Origin of the sequence: Cupriavidus sp. SK-4 (assembly GCF_000611125.1) — a bacterium.
Lineage (GTDB): Bacteria > Pseudomonadota > Gammaproteobacteria > Burkholderiales > Burkholderiaceae > Cupriavidus > Cupriavidus necator.
In genome coordinates, this window is sequence record NZ_JFJW01000019.1 from 37,652 (window position 1) to 57,813 (window position 20,162).

Below are 20,162 nucleotides of genomic sequence, written 5' to 3' on the forward strand. Positions count from 1 at the left end.
GGCGGCAGGGAATCCTGGACTGGCCCTGGCCGTCTAACTTGCAATCCGCGACGACAAAGCCAGGGGCGGCCATGACGGACAAGCGCCACTATGACGTGCTGGACACCGGCGCCGGCAAGCCGGTCAAGCTGTGGACGCGCGGCGTCCCGGTGGAAGGCGCTGCCCGCGAGCAACTGCTGAACACGGCGCGGATGCCGTTTATCTTCCGCCATCTTGCGGTGATGCCGGATGTACATCTGGGCAAGGGCTCGACCATCGGCTCGGTGATCCCGACCGTGGGCGCGGTGATTCCCGCCGCGGTGGGCGTGGACATCGGCTGCGGCATGATGGCCGTGAAGACCTCGCTCACCGCCGCTGACCTGCCCGACAACCTCGGACCGCTGCGCAGCGCGATCGAGCACGCCGTGCCGCACGGGCGCACCGCGCAAGGCGGGCGGCGCGACCAGGGGGCCTGGGGCTCGGCGCCGGCGCCTGTTGACGCGGCATGGGCCGAGATGGCGCCGGGCTTTCGCCGCATCACCGACAAGTATCCTCACCTGGCGCGCACCAACCATCGCAATCACCTGGGCACGCTCGGCACCGGCAACCACTTTATCGAGGTGTGCCTGGACGAGGCCCAGTCAGTCTGGTTCATGCTGCACAGCGGCTCGCGCGGCGTCGGCAATGCCATCGGCACGACCTTCATTTCGCTGGCGCAGCAGGACATGCGCAAGCACCTCGCCAACCTGCCGGACCGCGACCTGGCCTACCTGGTCGAAGGCTCCACGCACTACGAGGACTACATCTTCGCCGTGTCATGGGCCCAGGCCTACGCGCGCCGCAACCGCGAGCTGATGATGGAGGCGGTGCTGGCAGCGGCGCAGCGCGTGCTGCGCAGGCCGTTCCAGGCGCGGCTGGAGGCGGTCAACTGCCATCACAACTACGTGCAGAAGGAACACCACTTCGGCGCCGACGTGCTGGTGACGCGCAAGGGCGCGGTCAGTGCACGCGTGGGCGAGCTGGGCATCATCCCGGGCTCGATGGGCGCGCGCTCGTTCATTGTGCGCGGCAAGGGCAACCCGGAGTCGTTCTGCTCATGCAGCCACGGTGCGGGCCGCACCATGAGCCGCAGCGAGGCCAAGCGCCGCTTCACCGTGGCCGACCAGGTGCATGCGACCGAAGGCGTCGAATGCCGCAAGGATGCGGCGGTGATCGACGAGATCCCGATGGCGTACAAGGACATCGACGCGGTGATGGCGGCGCAGGCTGACCTGGTGGAGATCGTGCACACGTTGCGGCAGGTGGTGTGCGTGAAGGGGTGAGTGGGGGCGAGCGTTGCCAGGAAGCGCTTGCGGCATCCGTGGATTCCGCCTTAAAATAGAAATAATTCTCATTTGCATAGTGCGCGCATCGTTGGGGTGCGGAAATGAACGAGGGTTTCGCAGGTGGGCGCCGCCGACATTCCAGGCAATCAGCAGGTTCATGTTCTCTATTGCGACCACCACCGGTGGTTGCAGGGATGGCTGCGCCGCCAGCTTGGCAACGCCTGCGATGCCGCTGATCTCGCCCAGGACGTGTTCCTGCGCCTGTTGCGGCGTGAACCCTGCGATATCCGCGAGCCGCGCACCTACCTGAGCACCATCGCGCGCGGGCTGGTCATCGAGCACTGGCGCCGCCGCGAACTGGAACTGGCGTGGCTGGAGACGCTGGCCCAGCTGCCCGAGCCGCAAGCGCCGTCGCCTGAGAGCCGGCTCCAGTTTCTCGAGACGCTGATCGCGATCGACCGCATCCTCGATGCCTTGAAACCGCGGGTGCGCACCGCATTCCTGTGGGCGCAGCTCGAAGGGCTGACATGCCGCCAGATTGGCGAGCGTCTGGGGGTATCGCTGGCCACGGCGGAACGCTACGTGGCCACGGCGCTGCGGCATTGCTACACACTGCGCTTTGGCGAGTAGGCGCCGGTGACCGATCCAGGCAGGCCCGCGCAGCCGCGGCCAGAGCTCTCTGTTCCGTCTGATGTCGTCGACCAGGCCATCCGCTGGATGGTCAAGCTCGACTTTGGCGAGGGCAATGCCGTTGCGCAGAAGGGTTTTGCACAATGGCTGGCCGCCAGTCCGCTGAATGGCGTGGCCTGGCAACGCGTGCAGGGGCTGAAGGATGATTTCTGCCGGGTGCCGCCGGCGCTGGCGCTCGATACGCTGAAGGCCGTGGGCGAGCGTCGTGGCACGCGCGGCATCCGGCGGCGCCAGGCAATCAAGATCCTTGCGCTGGCTGGTGTTTCGGTACTGGCTGCCGGCGCAGCGAGAGAGCTGGCCCCGTGGCAGCGCCTGCTGGCCGATGCCAGCACCGCCACCGGCGAGCAGCGCACGGTGCGGCTCGACGACGGCAGCACGATCGTGCTGAACACCGACACCGCGATCAGCACAGGCTTCGATGCCACGCGACGCGTCGTGACGTTGGGGCGCGGAGAGATCCTGGTTGCCACCGGGCACGATACGCCCGCTGCAATGCGGCCGTTCTGGGTAGAGACGCCATTTGGCGGACTACGCGCCTTGGGCACGCGCTTTGTGGTGCGGCTGGAGGACGGGCACGCGCGCGTCAGCGTGCTCGAAGGGGCGGTCGCCCTGCATCCCGCCAACGGCCGGGCCGCCGATGACAACGCCAATGTGGCGCGAGCCGGCACGAGCTGGTGGCTCGCAGCCGACGGCAGCGCACCAGCACCGGCCCGGCCGTTCACGGACGATGGCTGGGCCGATGGCGTGATCGCAGGCAACGACATGCGGCTTGCGGACCTGCTGGCCGAGCTGTCGCGCTACCGGAGCGGGCGCATTGCCTGCGATCCGGCCGTGGCGGACCTGCGCGTGTCCGGCGCATACCAGGTGCGAGACACCGACCGGGCACTGGCCTTCCTTGCGCAGGCACAGCCCATCAGCATTCGCTACCGCACGCGCTTCTGGGTCAGCGTGGGGCCGCGCTGAACCACGATGCGAGGCGTGCGAGAAATATTTTCAGCAGAAATGAGGGGATTTCGATTCTCGACCGGCCTACAGCATAGGAAACCCAAACCTGTCGCTGCCGGAGAGAATGATGTCTGTATCTTGTTTTACCTACGCCCGCCCTGCAAAGTCGCCTCGCATGGCCTGCACGCCGCAACCCCGACCGCTGGCCATCGCGCTGCACCGTGCCTGCGTCTGCCTGACCTTCGGGGCGGCCGTGGCACCGTTTGAAGTACTTGCGCAGGCCGCCGATCCGCAAACGCTGCCGGCCGTGACCGTCAGCGCCAGCGCCGATGGCGCCGGCGACCTGCCCGCGGCGTACGCGGGCGGCCAGGTCGCGCGCGGCGGCCGGCTCGGGCTGCTTGGCAACAAGGGGGTGATGGACACCCCGTTCGCGACGACCAACTACACCGCACAACGCATGGAGGACCAGCAAGCCGTGACGCTGGCGGAAGTGCTGGGGAGCGACCCGTCCACGCGCTTCACCGGCCAGATCGGCGGCGTGACCGATTCGTTCTACATCCGCGGCTTCCCGATCAACGAGGGCAACCTGTCCGAGGTGGCCTTCGACGGCGTCTACGGGGTCTCGCCCAACTATCACCTGTTCACCGAATACCTGGAGCGGGTCGAGGTGCTCAAGGGCCCGGCCGCGTTGCTGTACGGCATGTCGCCCAACAGCGGCGTGGGCGGCGTGGTCAACGTGGTGCCCAAGCGCGCGGTGGCTACGGACCTGACGCGCTTTACGCTGGACTATGCTTCCGACGCGCAGGTGGGCGGCGCCGTCGACCTGAGCCGCCGCTTCGGCGAGAAGCGTGAATGGGGGGTGCGCTTCAACGGGCTGCACCGCCAGGGCCCGACCCCGCTGGACAACCAGAAGTCGCGCGCCGAGGTGGCCGCATTGTCGCTGGACTATCAGGGCGAGCGCCTGCGCGCCTCGCTCGACGTGATCGAGCAGTACCAGTGGATCGATGCCCCCACGCGTCCGTTCCTGGTCGCCCCCGGCGTGGAGGTGCCGGCGGCACCGGACGGCCGGCGCAATGTCTCGCAGCCATGGGGCTGGTGGAAGTCCAACGACGTCTCGACGCTGCTGCGTGCCGAGTACGACCTGACGGACAACGTCACCATCTTTGCCGATGCCGGCGGCACCCGCTCGGACGTGGCGCGCTTCTCCGACCAGACCCCCACCATCCTGAACGCCAGCGGTGACACCTCGGCCGTGCCGCAGAACTGGAAGTTCCAGATCAATCGCTCCTCGTTCGATACCGGTGTGCGAGCCAGATTCGAGACCGGCTCGGTCAAGCATGCGCTGGCGCTGCAGGCCAACCTCTACACGGATCGGATCGCGAGCGCCAGCAGGGCGGGCACGGCGGTGCGGTCCAATATCTATGACCCGGTCGCCAGCCCCGAGCAGAACGTGGCGGCACCCGGCTCCGTACCCAAGGTGTCGGACTCCACGCTGTCCGGCGTGGCCCTGGCCGACACGCTGAGCGCGTTCGACGAGCGCTTGCAGCTGACGCTGGGCCTGCGCTACCAGCAGGTGAAGTCCGGCAACTACAGCAGCAGCGGCGCCAAGACCGCTTCATACGATGAGAGCGCCGTCACGCCGCTGGCCGGCATCGTGTACAAGCCCTGGCAGCATGTGTCCCTGTACGCCAACTACGTGGAAGGCCTGAGCAAGGGCGACATCGCGCCCGCCACCGCGTCGAACGCGGGCCAGGTGTTCGCGCCGTACAAGACGAAGCAGCAAGAGGTGGGCGTGAAGCTGGATGCCGGCAAGGTCATGGCCACGCTGGCGGTGTTCCGCATGAGCAAGCCCAGCGGCCAGCTGTTCGGCACGGTCTATGCGATCGACAGCGAGCAGCGCAACCAGGGCATCGAGCTCACGCTGTCCGGGGAAGCCTGGAAGGGTGTGCGCCTGCTCGGCGGCGTGACCCTGCTGGACGGCGAGCTGACCAAGACCAACAGCGCCGCGACCCTCGGCAATCGCCCGGTGGGCGTGCCCAAGGTGATGGCCAACGCGGGCGCCGAGTGGGACCTGCCGTGGGTACTGGGCCTGACGCTGACCGGCGCCGTGAATTACACGGGCAATGCGTACGTCAACCAGGCCAATACCCAGCATGTGCCGTCGTGGACCACGGTGGACCTGGGCGCGCGCTACCGCACCAAGGTCAGCGGCCATGCGACCACCTTCCGCGCGGCGCTGATCAACGCCTTCGATCGCAAGTACTGGTCGGGCGTGGCATCGTACGGGACCATTTCGCAGGGCGTCCCGCGCACCTTCATGGCGTCCGTGGCCGTGGACTTCTGAGCGGAGCGGCGTGAGGAAACGGCAGTCGCAACGATCCCCCGGGAGCACGCGGTGCGCTTTGGCCGCCGCGGGAGTGTTGCTTGCTGTCCTGACGCTGGGGACCGTCGCGCTGCCGGCGCTGGCGCAAGACAAGGGCAGTGCCGCCGCCATGCGCGCCTTCGCCATCGCGCCCGGCCCGCTCACGATCACGCTGAACCGCTTTGCCAGTACCGCCGGTATCAATCTGTCCTACGATGCCGCGCAGCTGGCCGGGCTGCGCAGCGATGGGTTGCATGGCAACTATGCCATTCCCGAGGGCTTTCGCGTGCTGCTGGCCGGCACCGGCCTGGAGGCTGTGCCGATGGACGGCGGCGGCTATGCCGTGCGCCGCGCCGCGGAGCAAGGTGAACGCGCGCCGGCAACGCTGCCCGAGGTGCGTGTCATCGGCAAGCATGACAGCGAGCTGCCGCTGTTGGCCGGTGGACAGGTAGCCCAAGGCGTGCGCCTGGGTTTGCTCGGCAACACCGACAACATGGATGCGCCCGTCAATGCTGTCGGATACAGCGCCGGCTTCATCGAAAACCAGCAGGCACGCACCGTTGGCGACGTGCTGGCCAACGATGCATCGGTGCGCTATGTCAGCCAGCCCGGCGGCATCCTGGATGCGTTCAGCATTCGTGGGTTTCCGGTGGGCAACGGCAACTTCGGCGAGATCGCGTTCGATGGCATCTATGGCGTGGCGTCCAACTATCGCGTTTCCACCAGCTATGTCGAGCGCGTGGAACTGATCAAGGGCCCCACGGCGGTGCTCAACGGCATGGCGCCCAGCGGCAGCGTGGGCGGCGGCATCAACATCGTGCCCAAGCGCGCGGGTGCCGTCGACGTGACGCGCTTCACGGCCGACTACGCGGCGGCGTCGCAGTTCGGGGGCAGCGTGGACATCAGCCGCCGCCTGGGCAGTGCCAGCCAGTTCGGCATCCGCTTCAATGGCAGTTACCTGGGTGGCGGTACCGCGCTCGACAACCAGTCGCGCCGCGCCACCTCGGGCGCGCTGGCGCTGGACTACCAGGGCGAGCGCTTGCGCACCACGCTGGATCTGATCGACCAGCGCGAACGGATTTCCGCGCCGTCGCGGTTGCTGCATATCGTGCCAGGCATTGCCGTGCCCGACGCGCCGGATGGCCGCCGCAACATCTCGCAGCCGTGGGAGCAATCCCATATCCGCGACGGCTCGCAGCTGCTGCGCGCGGAGTACGACCTTGCCGACGGCGTGACCTGGTTCGCCGATGCCGGTGGCGGGCAGACGCACGTGGCGCGGCTGTTTGCCATCACGCCAACCATCATCGATGCCGCGGGCGATGTGGCGGTGGCCGACTCCAACTATCGCTTCCAGGTGGCGCGTGTCAGCGCCGACACTGGCGTGCGCGCGCGCCTCCAGACCGGGCCGGTGAGTCACCAGCTCAGCATCGTGGCCAGCGGCTACCACGACAAGCTCGGACGCGCGTACAACACCGCCAGCACGACCGCGCTGACCAACCTCTATGCGCCTGCGACGCTGCCGTTCCAGGATGTGCCGGCGCCGTCTGGCGTGCCGACGGTATCGAAGACACGACTCACCGGCGTGGCATTGGCCGATACGCTCTCGGTCTTTGACCGCCGCCTGCAACTGACCCTCGGCCTGCGCCACCAGCGTGTGCAGTCGGACAACTTCAACGCTGGAGCAGGACTGGCCTCGCGCTACGACCAGGGCGCGTGGACGACGCTGGCGGGGTTGGTGGTCAGGCCCTGGCAGCAGGTATCGTTCTACGCCAATCGTATCGAGGGGCTCAGCAAGGGCGATATCGCGCCGGGTAGTGCCAGCAATGCCGGTGAAGTGTTCGCCCCGTACAAGTCGCGCCAATACGAGGTAGGGGTAAAGCTGGAACAAGGCGGCATGCGCGCCACCATCAGCGCATTCCAGATCAGCAAGCCCGGTGGGGAGCTTGCTGGCTCGTTGTTCGCCGTCAACGGCGAGCAGCGTAGCCGGGGTCTCGAGTTCGGGCTGTACGGCGAGCCCACCAGTAACGTGCGCTTGCTGGCGAGCGCTGCACTGCTCGATGCAACCATCACCCGCGACGCGGACGCCGGCACGGTGGGCCGGTCCGTCATCGGTGCCCCGTCGCTGCAGGTGAATCTTGGCGCTGAATGGGATGCCGCCTGGCTGCCCGGTCTGACGTTGAGCGGCGCGCTTGCCTACACCGGGCGCCAGTATGTTGACCAGGCCAACACCCAGAGCTTGCCAGCCTGGACGCGCGTGGACCTGGGGGCGCGCTACCGGACCAGGATGGCCGGGAAAGACACGACCCTCCGCCTCTATCTGCGCAATGTGTTCGACCGCCGTTATTGGGCGGCGGGGGGCNACAGCTATGGCGGCCTGGCCATTGGCGAGCCGCGCACATTGATGATGTCGGCGACAGTCGGATTCTGATCCGGCCTGAAGGCGGCCCGGCGCCACCGGATCGTCGCGGCCATCCCGCAGGCACGAACGCGCTCGCACGGGGGCTGGCTTGCGCCCGCGTGGCAACGATGTACTACGGGAAGTCGGGGGATCCGCCTGCTGTGGCCTGGCCGGTGCCCCAGCTGGGTCAGTCGACGAGCAGATTGATCTTCGTCGTGAATTTCTGCCAGCGATCGATGTCGGAACTCACCAGCTTCTGGAATTCAGCGGGCGTGCTTGTCGTCGTGGCAAAGCCGAGCTGCGTCAGCGATGCCTTGATCTCGGGCTTGGCGATGGCCCTGGCGATTTCCGTGTTCAGCCTTTGCACGATCTCGGGCGGCGTATTTGCCGGGGCGAGGATGCCGAACCACTGGTCGACGTCATAGCCGGCCACGCCAAGCTCGCTCACGGTGGGTACGTCTGGCAGGAACGGCGAGCGTGCCTTCGACGTGACGGCCAGCGCGCGCAGCTTGTTGCTTTTCAGGTAGGGGATGGTGTTGGTCAGCGTGTTGACGCTGACATCGGCCTGGTTGCCGAGCACGTCGGCGATGGCGGGGGCACAACCCTTGTACGGCACATGCAGCATGTCCAACCTTGCCGAGACCTTCAGCAATTCGCCGGCCAGATGCTGCGGGGTGCCGTTGCCGCACGACGCGTAGCTGGGGGGGGATGCGCTCTTGCCCGCCGCCAGCAGGTCGCTGAAGGTGCGGAGCTTCGAGTGCGATGGCACGGCGATCACCGATGGCACCGAAGCGAAGGTGATGACGGCGCTGAAATCGGACTTTGGATTGAACTGCAGCTTCTTGAAGACGCTCGGGTTGATGGCAAAGCTGCTGTTGACGATGAGCAGCGTATAGCCGTCAGGAGGGCTCTTGGCGACGAACTCCGCGCCAATATTGCCGCTGGCGCCGGGCCGGTTGTCGATCACCACCGGCTGCCCCAGCGACTTGCTGATGTCGGCCCCGATCAGGCGCGCGAGAGAATCGGTCCCCCCTCCGGCCGGGAACGTCACCACCATGCGGATCGGCTTTTGCGGGAAGGTACTGGCGATATTGGCTTCGGCGCGCCCGGGCAGGGTGCCCAGGCTGCCTGCGACAAACAGGAGCGATGCCAGACTGCTGACGACGGATAGGGGTCTCATTGATATGCCTCGTCGGTTAGGGTGAAGGAAGGAGAAAAGCCGGTCAATCGGGGTCTATACGCACCGCCTGGCAGCACTCGCCGCCAGCGCGCACCAGTGCCGCAGCCGCCTCAAGCGCTTCAGCGGAGCCCGCGTGGATGCGGTAGAGGGGTTGCCCTGGCGCTACCTTTGCACCGATTGTGCACAGCATGTCGACGCCTGCACCGCCATCGCGCGGCGCCCCGGCGGCGCGCGCCACGCCGGAAATCTGCAGGCCATCGACGCCCGTCACCCGGCCCTGCGTGGCGGCGGAAACGACCAGCGTATGCGTACCCGGCGCCACTGGATTGCAGCGAGCGCCCTGCGCGGCGGCGATGCGATCGAACGCGGCGCTGGCCTTGCCTTCACGCAGCAGCGCCGTCGCAATTTGCATGCCGTGTTCGGGGGAGTCCACGCGGGGATCGAATGCGAGGATTTCGCCGGCAAAGCACAGGGCCTTGTCACGCAGGTCGGCGGGCGCATCGGGAGCGTTGTCTAGCACGAGTCGGACGTCGCGCACTTCCAGTGCGGGGCCGATGCCGCGGCCGATCGGGCGGCTGCCGTCCGTGACCAGTGCGCGTACGTGCAGGCCCAGTCCCTTGCCGACGTGTTCGAACAGTGTGCCCAGCGCCTCGGCGTCGGCGCGCGTTGCCAGCTTGGTTTGCGGCCCGTAGGGCAGGTCGACGATGACGTGGGTGGCGCCGGCGGTGTACTTCTTCGACAGGATCGACGCCACCGACCAGCGCCGCGAATCCAGCCGCAGCGGCCGCGTGATGGCGTTCATCACATCGTCGACCACGGAATGGTTCAGCCGTCCGTTCCAGGCGATGCAGGCGCGCGCCTGGGCCACGCATCGGCGCACGTCTTCATGCGCCAGGTCGACCCGTGCGATGGTCTCCATGGCATCGGCGGTGCCCGCTGCCGATGTGATCGCGCGCGACGATGTCTTGGGCATCGCCAGCCCATAGGCCGCGACGATCGGCACCACGATCAGCGTGATGCGGCTGCCGGGAACGCCGCCCATCGAATGCTTGTCGACGACTACCGGTTCGTCCCAGTCGATGCGGGGTGTGAAGGCGGTACGCGCGCGTGCCAGAGCCACCACTTCCTCGTCTGTGAGCGTGCGGGTTGCGGCAACCAGGAACTCGGTCAGCTCTGCCTCGGTGTACCGCCCGGCGATGGCGTCCTGCAGCACGGCAACGTAGGCAGCTTCGTCGAGCGGCTCGCCGCGCAGCTTGGCCATCAGGTTGGTGCGGCTGGCCGGCCGTTCGGCGGAGGACGCCTTGGTGCCGTTGCGCAAGGCTTCGACAAAGCGTGCCGTGCCCGCGTCCAGCGTGCTGTCGTTCGACACCGTGATACACGGGACGTGTGGCGGCACCGGTGCCCCCGCGCGTGCCACGCGGCTGGCAACCTGGTCGCCCGATTCCCGCCCGCGCGCGGCAATGCGCCGGGCAAGCACGTCATGCGGTGCCGTCACCACGACCACTACGAAGCGGGGCAGGCGTGCCGCCAGTTCCGCGATGACGCCGCGCGAGCCATTGGCCACGACGTTGCGGCCGCGTTCGAGCTCGCACATCAGGGACCTGGGCAATCCGTAGCGGAGGTCGTGCGCGTCCCAGGTCACCAGGAACTCTCCGCTTCGCTGGCGCCGCGCGAACTCGGTTTCCGTGACACCTTCGTGCTCCTCGCCAGCAGAGCCGTCAGGGCGGGTGATGACGCGCCGCGCAAAAACGTAGTCGCCGTCGAGCGTGGCACGTGCACCGTCGATCAGGGAGTCCTTGCCAGCGCCACTGGGCCCCACAACAAAGAAGAATGTGCCGGTCGCCTTCATGAGAATTACCTTAGATGTCGAAGTTATGTGGCTATGCTAGCACCGGCCAAGGGGGTGTCAAGATAAGTTCGATGTCTAAGGTAATGCAAGCAACGGGCCAGCGCCCGCAAATCCAGTGTGTACGCGGGATTCGCGGGCTTATAGGGGAAAACACGGGGAGCAGGGTGCGCGGTGACGGTGCCCCGTGCATGGGTTGAGGGCATCGTGCACTGATGGAGTGAACGCTACATGGAGAGGCCTTGCCGACGAAGCAGTGGTGTCGGCGTGCGAGCGCCGGAGGCGCTATCATGTGCGCTGTCGCTGGCACCGGGTCGTCCGGTGTCGCATGCATACGCTCTACTTTCCCTCACGACTATGGCCACAAAGAAGCCGGATGCTCCGGTCCCGATCACGCCTGCGGATGAAGCCGATGAAGAACGGCTTGCCCACCTGGTGAAGGATGCCGCCCGGGCCTATATCCGCGCGCTGCAGCTGCGCCTGGCGGAGCATTCGGTTTCGTACGGCCACTGGACCATCCTGCGTATCCTGTGGCGCCATGACGGCGTGTCGCAGCGAGAGCTGAGCGAACGGGCCGGCGTGACCGAGCCGACGACGTTTGCGGCAGTCAAGGCGCTGGAGGCGCTGGGCTACGTGGAACGCACGCATCTTCCCGGCAACAAGAAGAAGGTACATGTCTTCCTGAGCAAGACCGGACGCGCGCTGCGCCGCAAGCTTGAACCGCTGGCCACTGAGGTGAACGAACTCAGCGTGGAAGGGCTGAGCGAAGAAGACGTGCTGACCACGCGCCGCGTGCTGATCACGATTGCGAAGAGGCTGGTCGCCGACGAAGCCGCGTCGGCGGAACATGGCCGGCGGGTCCCGTCCACCCAGGAGGTAGGGCGCCTGCTCTCGGACCTGTAGACGACCCGCAACGGAAAAGACCCTCGCCGGGCGAGACCGGCAAGGGTGAATGCCTTGGGTAGAAGGCGTGAATCGGTCAGGGGGCCTGGGCCCCGCAGGTGTCAGGCTTCGTCGAGCCCGATGTCCACGGCGGGGGCCGACTGGGTGATCTTACTCGTGGAGATGTAGTCCACGCCCGTTTCCGCCACGGCCCGGATCGTTTCCAGGCGGATCCCGCCTGATGCCTCGACCTTGGTCCGGCCATTGACGATCTGCACGGCTTCCTTCATGTCGGGCACCGACATGTTGTCCAGCATGATCACGTCGACACCGGCTGCCAGGGCTTCGTGCACCTGTTCCAGCCGGTCGCATTCCACTTCCAGCTTGGTCAGCACGGGCAGCTTGCGGCGCACGCGTGCCACGGCGGCGGCGATGCTGCCGCACACGGCGATGTGGTTGTCCTTGATCATCACGCCGTTGTCCAGGCTCAGCCGGTGGTTCAGGCCGCCGCCGCAGGTCACCGCATGCTTTTCCAGCGCGCGCAGGCCCGGCGTGGTCTTGCGGCTGTCGATCAGGCGCGCCTTGGTATGGGCAATGGCCTGGGCATAGGTTGCCGTATGGTTGGCGATGCCGCACAGCCGCTGCATGATGTTCAGCGCGGTGCGCTCGGCGGTCAGGACGCTGCGTGCATTGCCGCTCACGTTAAGCAGCACGGCGCCTTTCTCAACCTTGTTGCCGTCGGCGACGCGCACATCGACCGACAGCGTCGGATCGTAGCGCGCGAAGATGCGTGCCGCCACGTCGATGCCGGCGATAAGCATCGGCTCGCGGGCGTTCATGCAGAAGGTGCCGGTTTCTCCCGGTTCAATCATGGTCTGGACGGTCAAGTCGCAGATGCCGATGTCTTCGGTCAGCCAGAGGTCGATCAGCTTGTCGGTGGCGAAAATGTCGTACATGAAGGGCTCCTGAACGGTGGTTGCGGTACCTCAGAAATCTTAGAGATCGAAGTACATGGCGCAATACTATCCCTTCCATGCGTCATGTCAAGTAATATTCGAGATCTAAGATAAAACGCAAACCTACCGCGCAAACTGCCCCAGCACCGTCCCGACCGCCTCCAGCCCCGCCTCGATCATGTGCTGCATGTAGGTGCCCATCTGCGGCATCACCAGCATCAGCACCAGCAGGCCGCCGGACAGCGTGACCGGGAAGCCGACCGCAAAGATCGACAGTTGCGGCGAGGCGCGGTTCAGGATGCCCATCGCCAGGTTCAGCGTCAGCAGCGCCGCGATCATCGGCAGCGCCAGCAGCAGTCCGGACGAGAACACCATGCCGCCGGCGCGGGCCACGGCCATGGCGCCGCCGGCGGACAGCGGCGTGCCGCCGATGGGCAGGCCGTTGAAGCTGTCGACCAGCGCGCCCAGCATCAGCAGGTGGCCGTCGAGCGCCAGGAACAGCAGCATCGCGATCAGGTTCAGGAAGCGCGACAGCACCATGGTCTGGCCGCCGGCGGCGCGGTCGAAGAACGAGGCAAAGGACAGGCCCATCTGCAGGCCGATGATTTCGCCGGCCTGCTGCACGGTGACAAAGACCAGCCGCATGGCGAAGCCGGTGGCCAGGCCGATGCCGACTTCGTTGAGGATGATCATCAGCCCGCCGAAGGAGTACACCGGCACCACCGGCAGCTGCGCGATGGTGGGCGACACCACCACCGCGATCATCGCGGACAGCGCGATCTTGGCGCGGCGCGGGATGGTGGACTCACCGAACAGCGGCGCGGTGCCGATCAGGGCCAGGATGCGGAAAAAGGGCCACAGGAACGCCGCGAGCCAGCTGTAAAGCTGGGCTGAGGTGAATTCGACCACGGCGGGAAGTCAGCGGGCAGGGAGGGCGAGGGAGCGACGACGGCGAGCGCGGCCGCAGTCAGTGCGCCAGCGCGGGAATGCTCTGGAACACTTCGCGCATGTAGTCGACCATGGAATTGATCATCCACGGCCCGGCCAGCACCATGGTGGCGAACAGCGCGATCAGCTTGGGGATGAAGCTCAGCGTCATCTCGTTGATCTGCGTCGCGGCCTGGAACAGGCTGACCACCAGGCCGGCGGCCAGCGCCACCAGCAGCAGCGGGGCGGCCAGCAGCAGGGTCATCTTCATCGCCTGGGTGGCGATGGTCATTACGGTCTCGGGTGTCATGGCTCGGAGTCTGCGGTGTGTGGCGGGCGCTGGGGCCGTCTCAGTTCATGAAGCTCTGTGCCAGCGAACCCAGCAGCAACTGCCAGCCGTCGACCAGCACGAACAGCATCAGCTTGAACGGCAGCGAGATGGTGGCCGGCGGCACCATCATCATCCCCATCGCCATCAGCACGCTGGCAACGACCAGGTCGATGATCAGGAACGGGATGAAGATGGTGAAGCCGATCTGGAACGCGGTCTTCAGCTCGCTGGTGACGAAGGCCGGCACCAGGATGCTGAGCGGCACTTCCTCGGGGCCCTGCATCTCCGGCGCCTTGGCCATCTGCGCGAACATGGCCAGGTCTTTCTCGCGGGTCTGGCGCAGCATGAAGGCCTTGAGCGGCTCCGCGGCCTTGGCCGCGGCGGCCTCCAGGCTGATCTTGTTTTCCGACAGCGGCTTGTAGGCGTCGTTGTAGACGCGGTCGAACACCGGCGCCATCACGAAGAAGGTCAGGAACAGCGACAGGCCCACCAGCACCTGGTTGGGCGGCGAGCTGGCGGTGCCCAGTGCGCTGCGCAGCAGGCCCAGCACGATGATGACGCGGGTGAAGCCGGTCATCATCAGCATCGCCGCCGGCAGGAACGACAGCGAGGTCAGCAGCAGCAGCGTCTGCACCGGCAGCGACCAGATCTGGCCGCCGCCCGGGGCGGGCTTGCTGATGACGCCGGGCAGTGCCTGGGCCCAGGCCGACGCGGGCACCAGCGCGGCAATGGCCAGCATCAGGGCGAGCAGGGACAGCAGCGGGCCCGGCAGCGGGCGCCGCAGCGCGGCACGCGGGAAATTCATGACTTGAAGTGATCCTGCATCGAGCGCAGCAGCTTTTCGGCAAAGGTGCCGCCACCCGGCTGTTGCGAAGGGCCTGCACCGCCGGTGGCGGCGAGGGGATTGGCTGCGGTGGTGCCCGCAGGCAGGGTATGCAGCGGCCGGATTTCGCCGGGGCTCACGCCCAGCACCAGCCAGGTATCGCCCACTTCCACCAGCACCAGGCGCTGGCGTGCGCCCAGCATGGTGCTGCCGACCACCTTCATCGCGCCGCCGGTGGCGTGACGCACCAGGCCGGCGCGCCGCGCCACCCAGGCCATGCCCAGGATCAGCGCGACGATGGCGAACAGCCCCAGCCCGGCCTGCGCCAGGCTGGCCGCGCCGCTGATGGCCGGCACATGCGTGCCGTCGGCGGCCATGGCGGCCCCCGGCAGCGCCGCAAGCACGGCCAGGCTGGCGCGCGTCTGCATGGTCATTTGTTCAGCTTCCGGATGCGTTCGGACGGCGTGATGATGTCCGTCAGGCGGATGCCGAACTTGTCGTTCACCACCACCACCTCGCCCTGCGCGATCAGGTAGCCGTTGACCAGCACGTCCATCGGCTCGCCGGCCAGGCCGTCAAGCTCCACCACCGAGCCCTGCGCCAGCTGCAGCAGGTTCTTGATGGGCACCTTGGTGCGGCCCAGTTCCACGGTCAGCTGCACCGGGATATCGAGAATCATCTCGATATCGTTGCGGAAGCCGCTCGGCGCTTCCTTCGCCAGCGGCTGGAACACGGTGGCGGCGGCCGGAGTGGCCGCGGGTTGGGCCGCCGGTGCGGCAGCTGCGGGGATCCCGGCGGATGTGGCGCTGGTCTGCTCGGCCAGCGCGCTGGCCCAGTCGTCCATCGGATCGACGGGCTTGTCCTCGATGCCGTCACTCATAATCGCTGTCCTCGGTGTCCAGGTGGGAATCGCCGTCCTGGTGATTGATCATTCGTTCTACCCGCAGCGCGTACTGGCCGTTCATCGTGCCGAAGCCGCATTGCATGACGGGCACGCCGTCCACCTTGCCGAACACCTTCTCCGGCAGCTCGATCGGCAGCACGTCGCCGGCGCGCATCGCCAGCACTTCGGCCACGGTGCTCTGCAGGTGCGCGAACTCGGCCACCAGCTCCACCTCGGCCGCGCGCAACTGCGTGGAGAGCTGCGTGACCCAGCCCTTGTCGACTTCCTTCTCGTCCTGCAGCGGATTCATCAGCAGGTCCTTGAGCGGCTCGATCATCGAGTACGGCAGGCAGACATGAAGCTGCCCGCCGACGGCGCCCAGTTCGATATGGAAGGCGGTGGTCACCACGGCCTCGTTGTGGGTGGCGACGTTGGCAAACTTGGGGTGCATCTCCGAGCGGATGTACTCGGTCTCGATCGGGTGCACGGTGCGCCAGGCGTTGCCGTAGCTGGCCAGCGTCAGCTCCAGCATGCGCTGGATGATGCGTTGCTCGGTCTGGGTGAAGTCGCGGCCTTCCACGCGGGTGTGGAAGCGGCCGTCGCCGCCGAACAGGTTGTCCACCACCAGAAACACCAGGTTCGGGTCGTAGACGAACAGCGCCGTGCCGCGCAGCGGCTTCAGGTGGACCAGGTTCAGGTTGGTCGGCATCGGCAGGTTGCGCGCGAAGTCGCCGAATTTCTCGATCCTGATGCTGCCCACAGTGATGTCCGCGCCGCGGCGGATGAAATTGAACAGCGCCGTGCGCATCGAGCGCGCAAAGCGCTCATTGATGATCTCCAGCGTGTGCAGGCGGCCGCGGATGATGCGCTCCTGCGTGGCCAGGTTGTAGGGGCGCACACCGCCCTCGTCGAGCGCAGGCTCGCTGGCCTTGGGCGTATCGGCTTCGCCGGATACGCCCTTGAGCAGCTCGTCGACCTCGTCTTGCGAGAGGAACTTGTCGTAGGCCATCTAGTGTCCTGCCCCTTGTGCGGCGTTATGGATGAATCCGGTGCGGCCCTGGCTTGCGCTTACTGCACCACGAAAGAGGTGAAGAGCACGTCCAGCACCCGCTGCGCCGGCAGGCCGTTGGCAAACGGCTTGCTGATGGTGTCGCGGATGTCGTCGGCCAGCTTGCGCTTGCCTTCGACGGTGGCCAGGTCGGCCGGCTGCCTGGCCGACAGCAGCAGCAGGATGCGGCTGCGTGCCTCGGGCAGGTACTGCGCCAGGCGTGCCTGGGTTTCGGCATCGGCCACCTTCAGCGACAGGCCGGTGTGCAGGAAGCGGTCGCCGTCGTCGCTGCGCAGGTTGACGGTGAACGCGTCCAGCGGCACGAAGATCGGCGGCGGCACGACCGGGGCGGCGGGCGCAGCGGGCGCCGCCGGCTGGCGGTTGCTCAGCACGCTGCCCAGCACGAAGCCTCCGGCGCCCAGTGCCACCACCAGCACGCCGGCGCCGATCAGCAGCAGCCGGCCGCGCTTGCCTGTGTTGCCAGTCCGGGGAGGGGAAGCCGTGTTCGCCATGAGAAGCCTGTATCGGAATGCCTGCCATTCTTCCGGAATCGCAGGCCAGCAAAGGGCCGAAAAAAAGGGGGAAACCCTTTCAGCTTGGCCATTTGAGCGGAAAGGGAGCAGGCACGGCTACGCGAGCGGGCGCTGCGAGATACGCGCCTGCAGGCTGGTTAACGCTTGATGGCGTGTGAACTTGAGTGCTGGTGCGAGTTGCCGCGATTCCTGGCCGGGCCGCCGGGCAGGTTGCGGGAGTGCCGCCATGCATTCCCTACTACGCTAGTCGGGTAGTGATTCATGTGGGTTCACAGATAACTCGGCTTCCAACGCATTGATTTGCATGATGTTTTTATTTTTTACTCTTATATAAGATATAAGACATTTGACCAAGGAGCGGCTTCGGACTACAATCGCGACGTAACGAGATTTTCTAAACCTAATTACTCAGCAGGTTCCCATGCTTGAAAACTATCGCGCACATGTGGCCGAGCGCGCCGCGCTTGGCATCCCCCCTCTGCCCCTGACTGCCAAGCAGACGGCCGAGCTGGTCGAACTGCTGAAGAACCCGCCCGCCGGTGAAGAGCAGACCCTGGTGGAGCTGATCACCTACCGCGTGCCGGCCGGCGTGGATGACGCCGCCAAGGTCAAGGCCTCGTACCTGGCTGCCGTGGCGCTGGGCAAAGAGAAGTGCGCGCTGATCTCGCGCGCCAAGGCGACCGAGCTGCTGGGCACCATGCTGGGCGGCTACAACATCTCGCCGCTGATCGAGCTGCTGGACGACGCCGAAGTCGGCACCGTCGCCGCCGAGGCGCTGAAGAAGACCCTGCTGATGTTCGACGCCTTCCACGACGTGAAGGAAAAGGCCGACCAGGGCAATGCCAATGCCAAGGCCGTGCTGCAAAGCTGGGCCGACGCCGAGTGGTTCACCAGCCGTCCGGAAGTGCCGCAAAGCCTGACCATCACCGTGTTCAAGGTGCCGGGCGAGACCAATACCGACGACCTGTCGCCGGCGCCGGACGCCACCACCCGCCCGGACATCCCGATGCACGCGCTGGCCATGCTGAAGAACAAGCGCGAAGGCGCGGCGTTCCAGCCGGAAGAAGACGGCAAGCGCGGCCCGATCAAGTTCATCGAATCGCTGAAGGAAAAGGGCCACCTGGTCGCCTACGTGGGCGACGTGGTCGGTACCGGCTCCAGCCGCAAGTCCGCCACCAACTCGGTGCTGTGGTTCACCGGCGAAGACATCCCGTTCATCCCGAACAAGCGCTTCGGCGGCGTGTGCCTGGGCAACAAGATCGCCCCGATCTTCTACAACACCATGGAAGACGCCGGCGCGCTGCCGATCGAGCTGGACGTGTCGAAGATGGAAATGGGCGACGTGGTCGAACTGCGCCCGTACGAAGGCAAGGCCCTGAAGGACGGCGCCGTGATCGCCGAGTTCAAGGTCAAGTCCGACGTGCTGTTCGACGAAGTCCGCGCCGGCGGCCGCATTCCGCTGATCGTGGGCCGTGGCCTGACCGCCAAGGCGCGTGAAGCGCTGGGCCTGGCCCCGTCGACGCTGTTCCGCCTGCCGCAGAACCCGGCCGATACCGGCAAGGGCTTCACGCTGGCGCAGAAGATGGTCGGCCGCGCCTGCGGCCTGGCCGAAGGCAAGGGCATTCGCCCGGGCACCTACTGCGAACCGAAGATGACCTCGGTGGGCTCGCAGGACACCACCGGCCCGATGACCCGCGACGAGCTGAAGGACCTGGCCTGCCTGGGCTTCTCGGCCGACCTAGTGATGCAGTCGTTCTGCCACACCGCCGCCTATCCGAAGCCGGTCGACGTCAAGACCCATCACACCCTGCCTGAATTCATCAGCACCCGCGGCGGCATTTCGCTGCGCCCGGGCGATGGCGTGATCCACTCGTGGCTGAACCGCATGCTGCTGCCCGACACCGTCGGCACCGGCGGCGATTCGCACACCCGCTTCCCGATCGGCATCAGCTTCCCGGCCGGTTCGGGCCTGGTGGCCTTTGCCGCCGCCACCGGCGTGATGCCGCTGGACATGCCGGAATCGGTGCTGGTCCGCTTCAAGGGCCAGATGCAGCCGGGCGTGACCCTGCGCGACCTGGTCAACGCGATCCCGCTGTACGCGATCAAGCAAGGCCTGCTGACCGTGGCCAAGCAAGGCAAGCAGAACATTTTCTCGGGCCGCGTCCTGGAAATCGAAGGCCTGCCCGACCTGAAGGTCGAGCAAGCGTTCGAGCTGTCGGATGCATCGGCTGAGCGCTCGGCCGCCGGTTGCACGGTGCGCCTGAACAAGGACCCGATCATCGAATACATCAACAGCAACATCACGCTGCTGAAGTGGATGATCGCCCAGGGCTACCAGGACCCGCGCAGCCTGCAGCGCCGCATCAAGGCCATGGAAGCATGGCTGGCCGATCCCAAGCTGCTGGAGCCGGACGCCGACGCCGAGTACGCCGCCGTGATCGAGATCGACCTGGCTGACGTGCATGAGCCGATCGTGGCCTGCCCGAACGACCCGGACGACGTCAAGACGCTGTCCGAGGTGGCCGGCGCCAAGATCGACGAAGTGTTCATCGGTTCGTGCATGACCAACATCGGCCACTTCCGCGCAGCCTCCAAGCTGCTGGAAGGCAAGCGCGACATCCCGGTCAAGCTGTGGGTGGCCCCGCCGACCAAGATGGACCAGAAGCAGCTGACCGAGGAAGGCCACTACGGCGTGTTCGGCACCGCCGGTGCGCGCACCGAAATGCCGGGCTGCTCGCTGTGCATGGGCAACCAGGCACAGGTGCGCGAAGGCGCCACGGTGATGTCGACCAGCACGCGTAACTTCCCGAACCGCCTGGGCAAGAACACCAACGTGTACCTGGGTTCCGCCGAACTGGCGGCGATCTGCTCGCGCCTGGGCCGCATCCCGACCAAGGAAGAGTACATGGCCGACATGGGCGTGCTCAACGCCAATGGCGACAAGATCTACAAGTACATGAACTTCGACCAGATCGAGGACTTCAAGGAAGTGGCCGACGGCGTGACGGTGTAAGCCGCGCAGTCAGGCTGGCATGAAGAAGGGGCCCCGCTTGC

The 20,162-nt window shown here is 66.5% G+C and carries 17 protein-coding genes; 7 read left to right on the forward strand and 10 right to left on the reverse strand.

The window, feature by feature from the left end; genetic code table 11:
• The first annotated feature begins 71 nt into the window (after nucleotides 1-71).
• From CF68_RS04345 to CF68_RS04365, 5 genes are all read left to right on the forward strand, one after another.
• Nucleotides 72-1,301 carry an RtcB family protein gene (locus CF68_RS04345; protein WP_035816281.1) on the forward strand — a complete coding sequence of 410 codons (1,230 nt, stop codon included), beginning with the start codon at nucleotides 72-74 and terminating at the stop codon, nucleotides 1,299-1,301.
• A gap of 123 nt (nucleotides 1,302-1,424) precedes the next feature.
• On the forward strand, nucleotides 1,425-1,934 hold the full coding sequence (locus CF68_RS04350; RefSeq protein ID WP_051591395.1) for a sigma-70 family RNA polymerase sigma factor: 510 nt from the start codon (nucleotides 1,425-1,427) through the stop codon (nucleotides 1,932-1,934).
• A gap of 6 nt (nucleotides 1,935-1,940) precedes the next feature.
• Nucleotides 1,941-2,957 carry a FecR domain-containing protein gene (locus tag CF68_RS04355; protein ID WP_035816282.1) on the forward strand — a complete coding sequence of 339 codons (1,017 nt, stop codon included), beginning with the start codon at nucleotides 1,941-1,943 and terminating at the stop codon, nucleotides 2,955-2,957.
• Nucleotides 2,958-3,114: 157 nt separating this feature from the next.
• Nucleotides 3,115-5,283: a TonB-dependent siderophore receptor gene (locus tag CF68_RS04360; RefSeq protein ID WP_235205665.1), complete on the forward strand. Its 2,169-nt coding sequence runs from the start codon at nucleotides 3,115-3,117 to the stop codon at nucleotides 5,281-5,283.
• A 73-nt stretch (nucleotides 5,284-5,356) separates the two neighbouring features.
• Nucleotides 5,357-7,729, forward strand: coding sequence for a TonB-dependent receptor (locus tag CF68_RS04365; RefSeq protein ID WP_235205666.1), 2,373 nt, complete (start codon nucleotides 5,357-5,359; stop codon nucleotides 7,727-7,729).
• A 157-nt stretch (nucleotides 7,730-7,886) separates the two neighbouring features.
• Here the strand turns inward: CF68_RS04365 and CF68_RS04370 are convergent, their stop codons facing one another.
• Nucleotides 7,887-8,879 (reverse strand): tripartite tricarboxylate transporter substrate binding protein, encoded by a 993-nt coding sequence (locus tag CF68_RS04370; RefSeq protein WP_035816286.1) that lies wholly within the window; start codon nucleotides 8,877-8,879, stop codon nucleotides 7,887-7,889.
• A gap of 43 nt (nucleotides 8,880-8,922) precedes the next feature.
• The gene (phnN, locus tag CF68_RS04375; protein WP_035816288.1) at nucleotides 8,923-10,728 is read right to left on the reverse strand and encodes a phosphonate metabolism protein/1,5-bisphosphokinase (PRPP-forming) PhnN; all 1,806 of its coding nucleotides are present in this window, start codon (nucleotides 10,726-10,728) and stop codon (nucleotides 8,923-8,925) included.
• Between the two features lie 354 nt (nucleotides 10,729-11,082).
• Here phnN and CF68_RS04380 point away from each other — a divergent pair, with 354 nt between their 5' ends.
• Entirely contained in the window at nucleotides 11,083-11,628 is a 546-nt protein-coding gene (locus tag CF68_RS04380) for a MarR family winged helix-turn-helix transcriptional regulator (RefSeq protein WP_035816290.1), read from the forward strand.
• 101 nt (nucleotides 11,629-11,729) lie between these two features.
• Here CF68_RS04380 and nadC read toward each other — a convergent pair whose 3' ends face one another.
• From nadC to fliL, 8 genes are all read right to left on the reverse strand, one after another.
• Complete coding sequence (nadC, locus tag CF68_RS04385) at nucleotides 11,730-12,563, reverse strand: carboxylating nicotinate-nucleotide diphosphorylase (protein ID WP_035816292.1); 834 nt, start codon at nucleotides 12,561-12,563, stop codon at nucleotides 11,730-11,732.
• 123 nt (nucleotides 12,564-12,686) lie between these two features.
• On the reverse strand, nucleotides 12,687-13,472 hold the full coding sequence (gene fliR / locus CF68_RS04390) for a flagellar biosynthetic protein FliR (RefSeq protein ID WP_035816293.1): 786 nt from the start codon (nucleotides 13,470-13,472) through the stop codon (nucleotides 12,687-12,689).
• Nucleotides 13,473-13,530: 58 nt separating this feature from the next.
• Nucleotides 13,531-13,800: a flagellar biosynthesis protein FliQ gene (fliQ, locus tag CF68_RS04395; RefSeq protein ID WP_010810398.1), complete on the reverse strand. Its 270-nt coding sequence runs from the start codon at nucleotides 13,798-13,800 to the stop codon at nucleotides 13,531-13,533.
• A gap of 40 nt (nucleotides 13,801-13,840) precedes the next feature.
• Entirely contained in the window at nucleotides 13,841-14,626 is a 786-nt protein-coding gene (gene fliP, locus CF68_RS04400) for a flagellar type III secretion system pore protein FliP (RefSeq protein ID WP_035816294.1), read from the reverse strand.
• Nucleotides 14,623-15,078, reverse strand: a complete 456-nt coding sequence (gene fliO / locus CF68_RS04405) for a flagellar biosynthetic protein FliO (protein WP_035816296.1) — start codon at nucleotides 15,076-15,078, stop codon at nucleotides 14,623-14,625. The genes fliP and fliO overlap by 4 nt, the downstream gene beginning before the upstream one ends.
• Nucleotides 15,075-15,524 (reverse strand): flagellar motor switch protein FliN, encoded by a 450-nt coding sequence (fliN, locus tag CF68_RS04410; RefSeq protein ID WP_010810395.1) that lies wholly within the window; start codon nucleotides 15,522-15,524, stop codon nucleotides 15,075-15,077. Before fliN ends, fliO begins: the two co-directional genes overlap by 4 nt.
• A complete protein-coding gene (gene fliM / locus CF68_RS04415) occupies nucleotides 15,517-16,536 on the reverse strand; it encodes a flagellar motor switch protein FliM (RefSeq protein ID WP_013952212.1) in 1,020 nt (339 codons plus the stop codon). Before fliM ends, fliN begins: the two co-directional genes overlap by 8 nt.
• Before the next feature lie 59 nt (nucleotides 16,537-16,595).
• Entirely contained in the window at nucleotides 16,596-17,087 is a 492-nt protein-coding gene (fliL, locus tag CF68_RS04420) for a flagellar basal body-associated protein FliL (protein ID WP_035816298.1), read from the reverse strand.
• Nucleotides 17,088-17,529: 442 nt separating this feature from the next.
• Here fliL and acnB point away from each other — a divergent pair, with 442 nt between their 5' ends.
• On the forward strand, nucleotides 17,530-20,121 hold the full coding sequence (gene acnB / locus CF68_RS04425; RefSeq protein ID WP_035816300.1) for a bifunctional aconitate hydratase 2/2-methylisocitrate dehydratase: 2,592 nt from the start codon (nucleotides 17,530-17,532) through the stop codon (nucleotides 20,119-20,121).
• The last annotated feature ends 41 nt before the right edge of the window (nucleotides 20,122-20,162 follow it).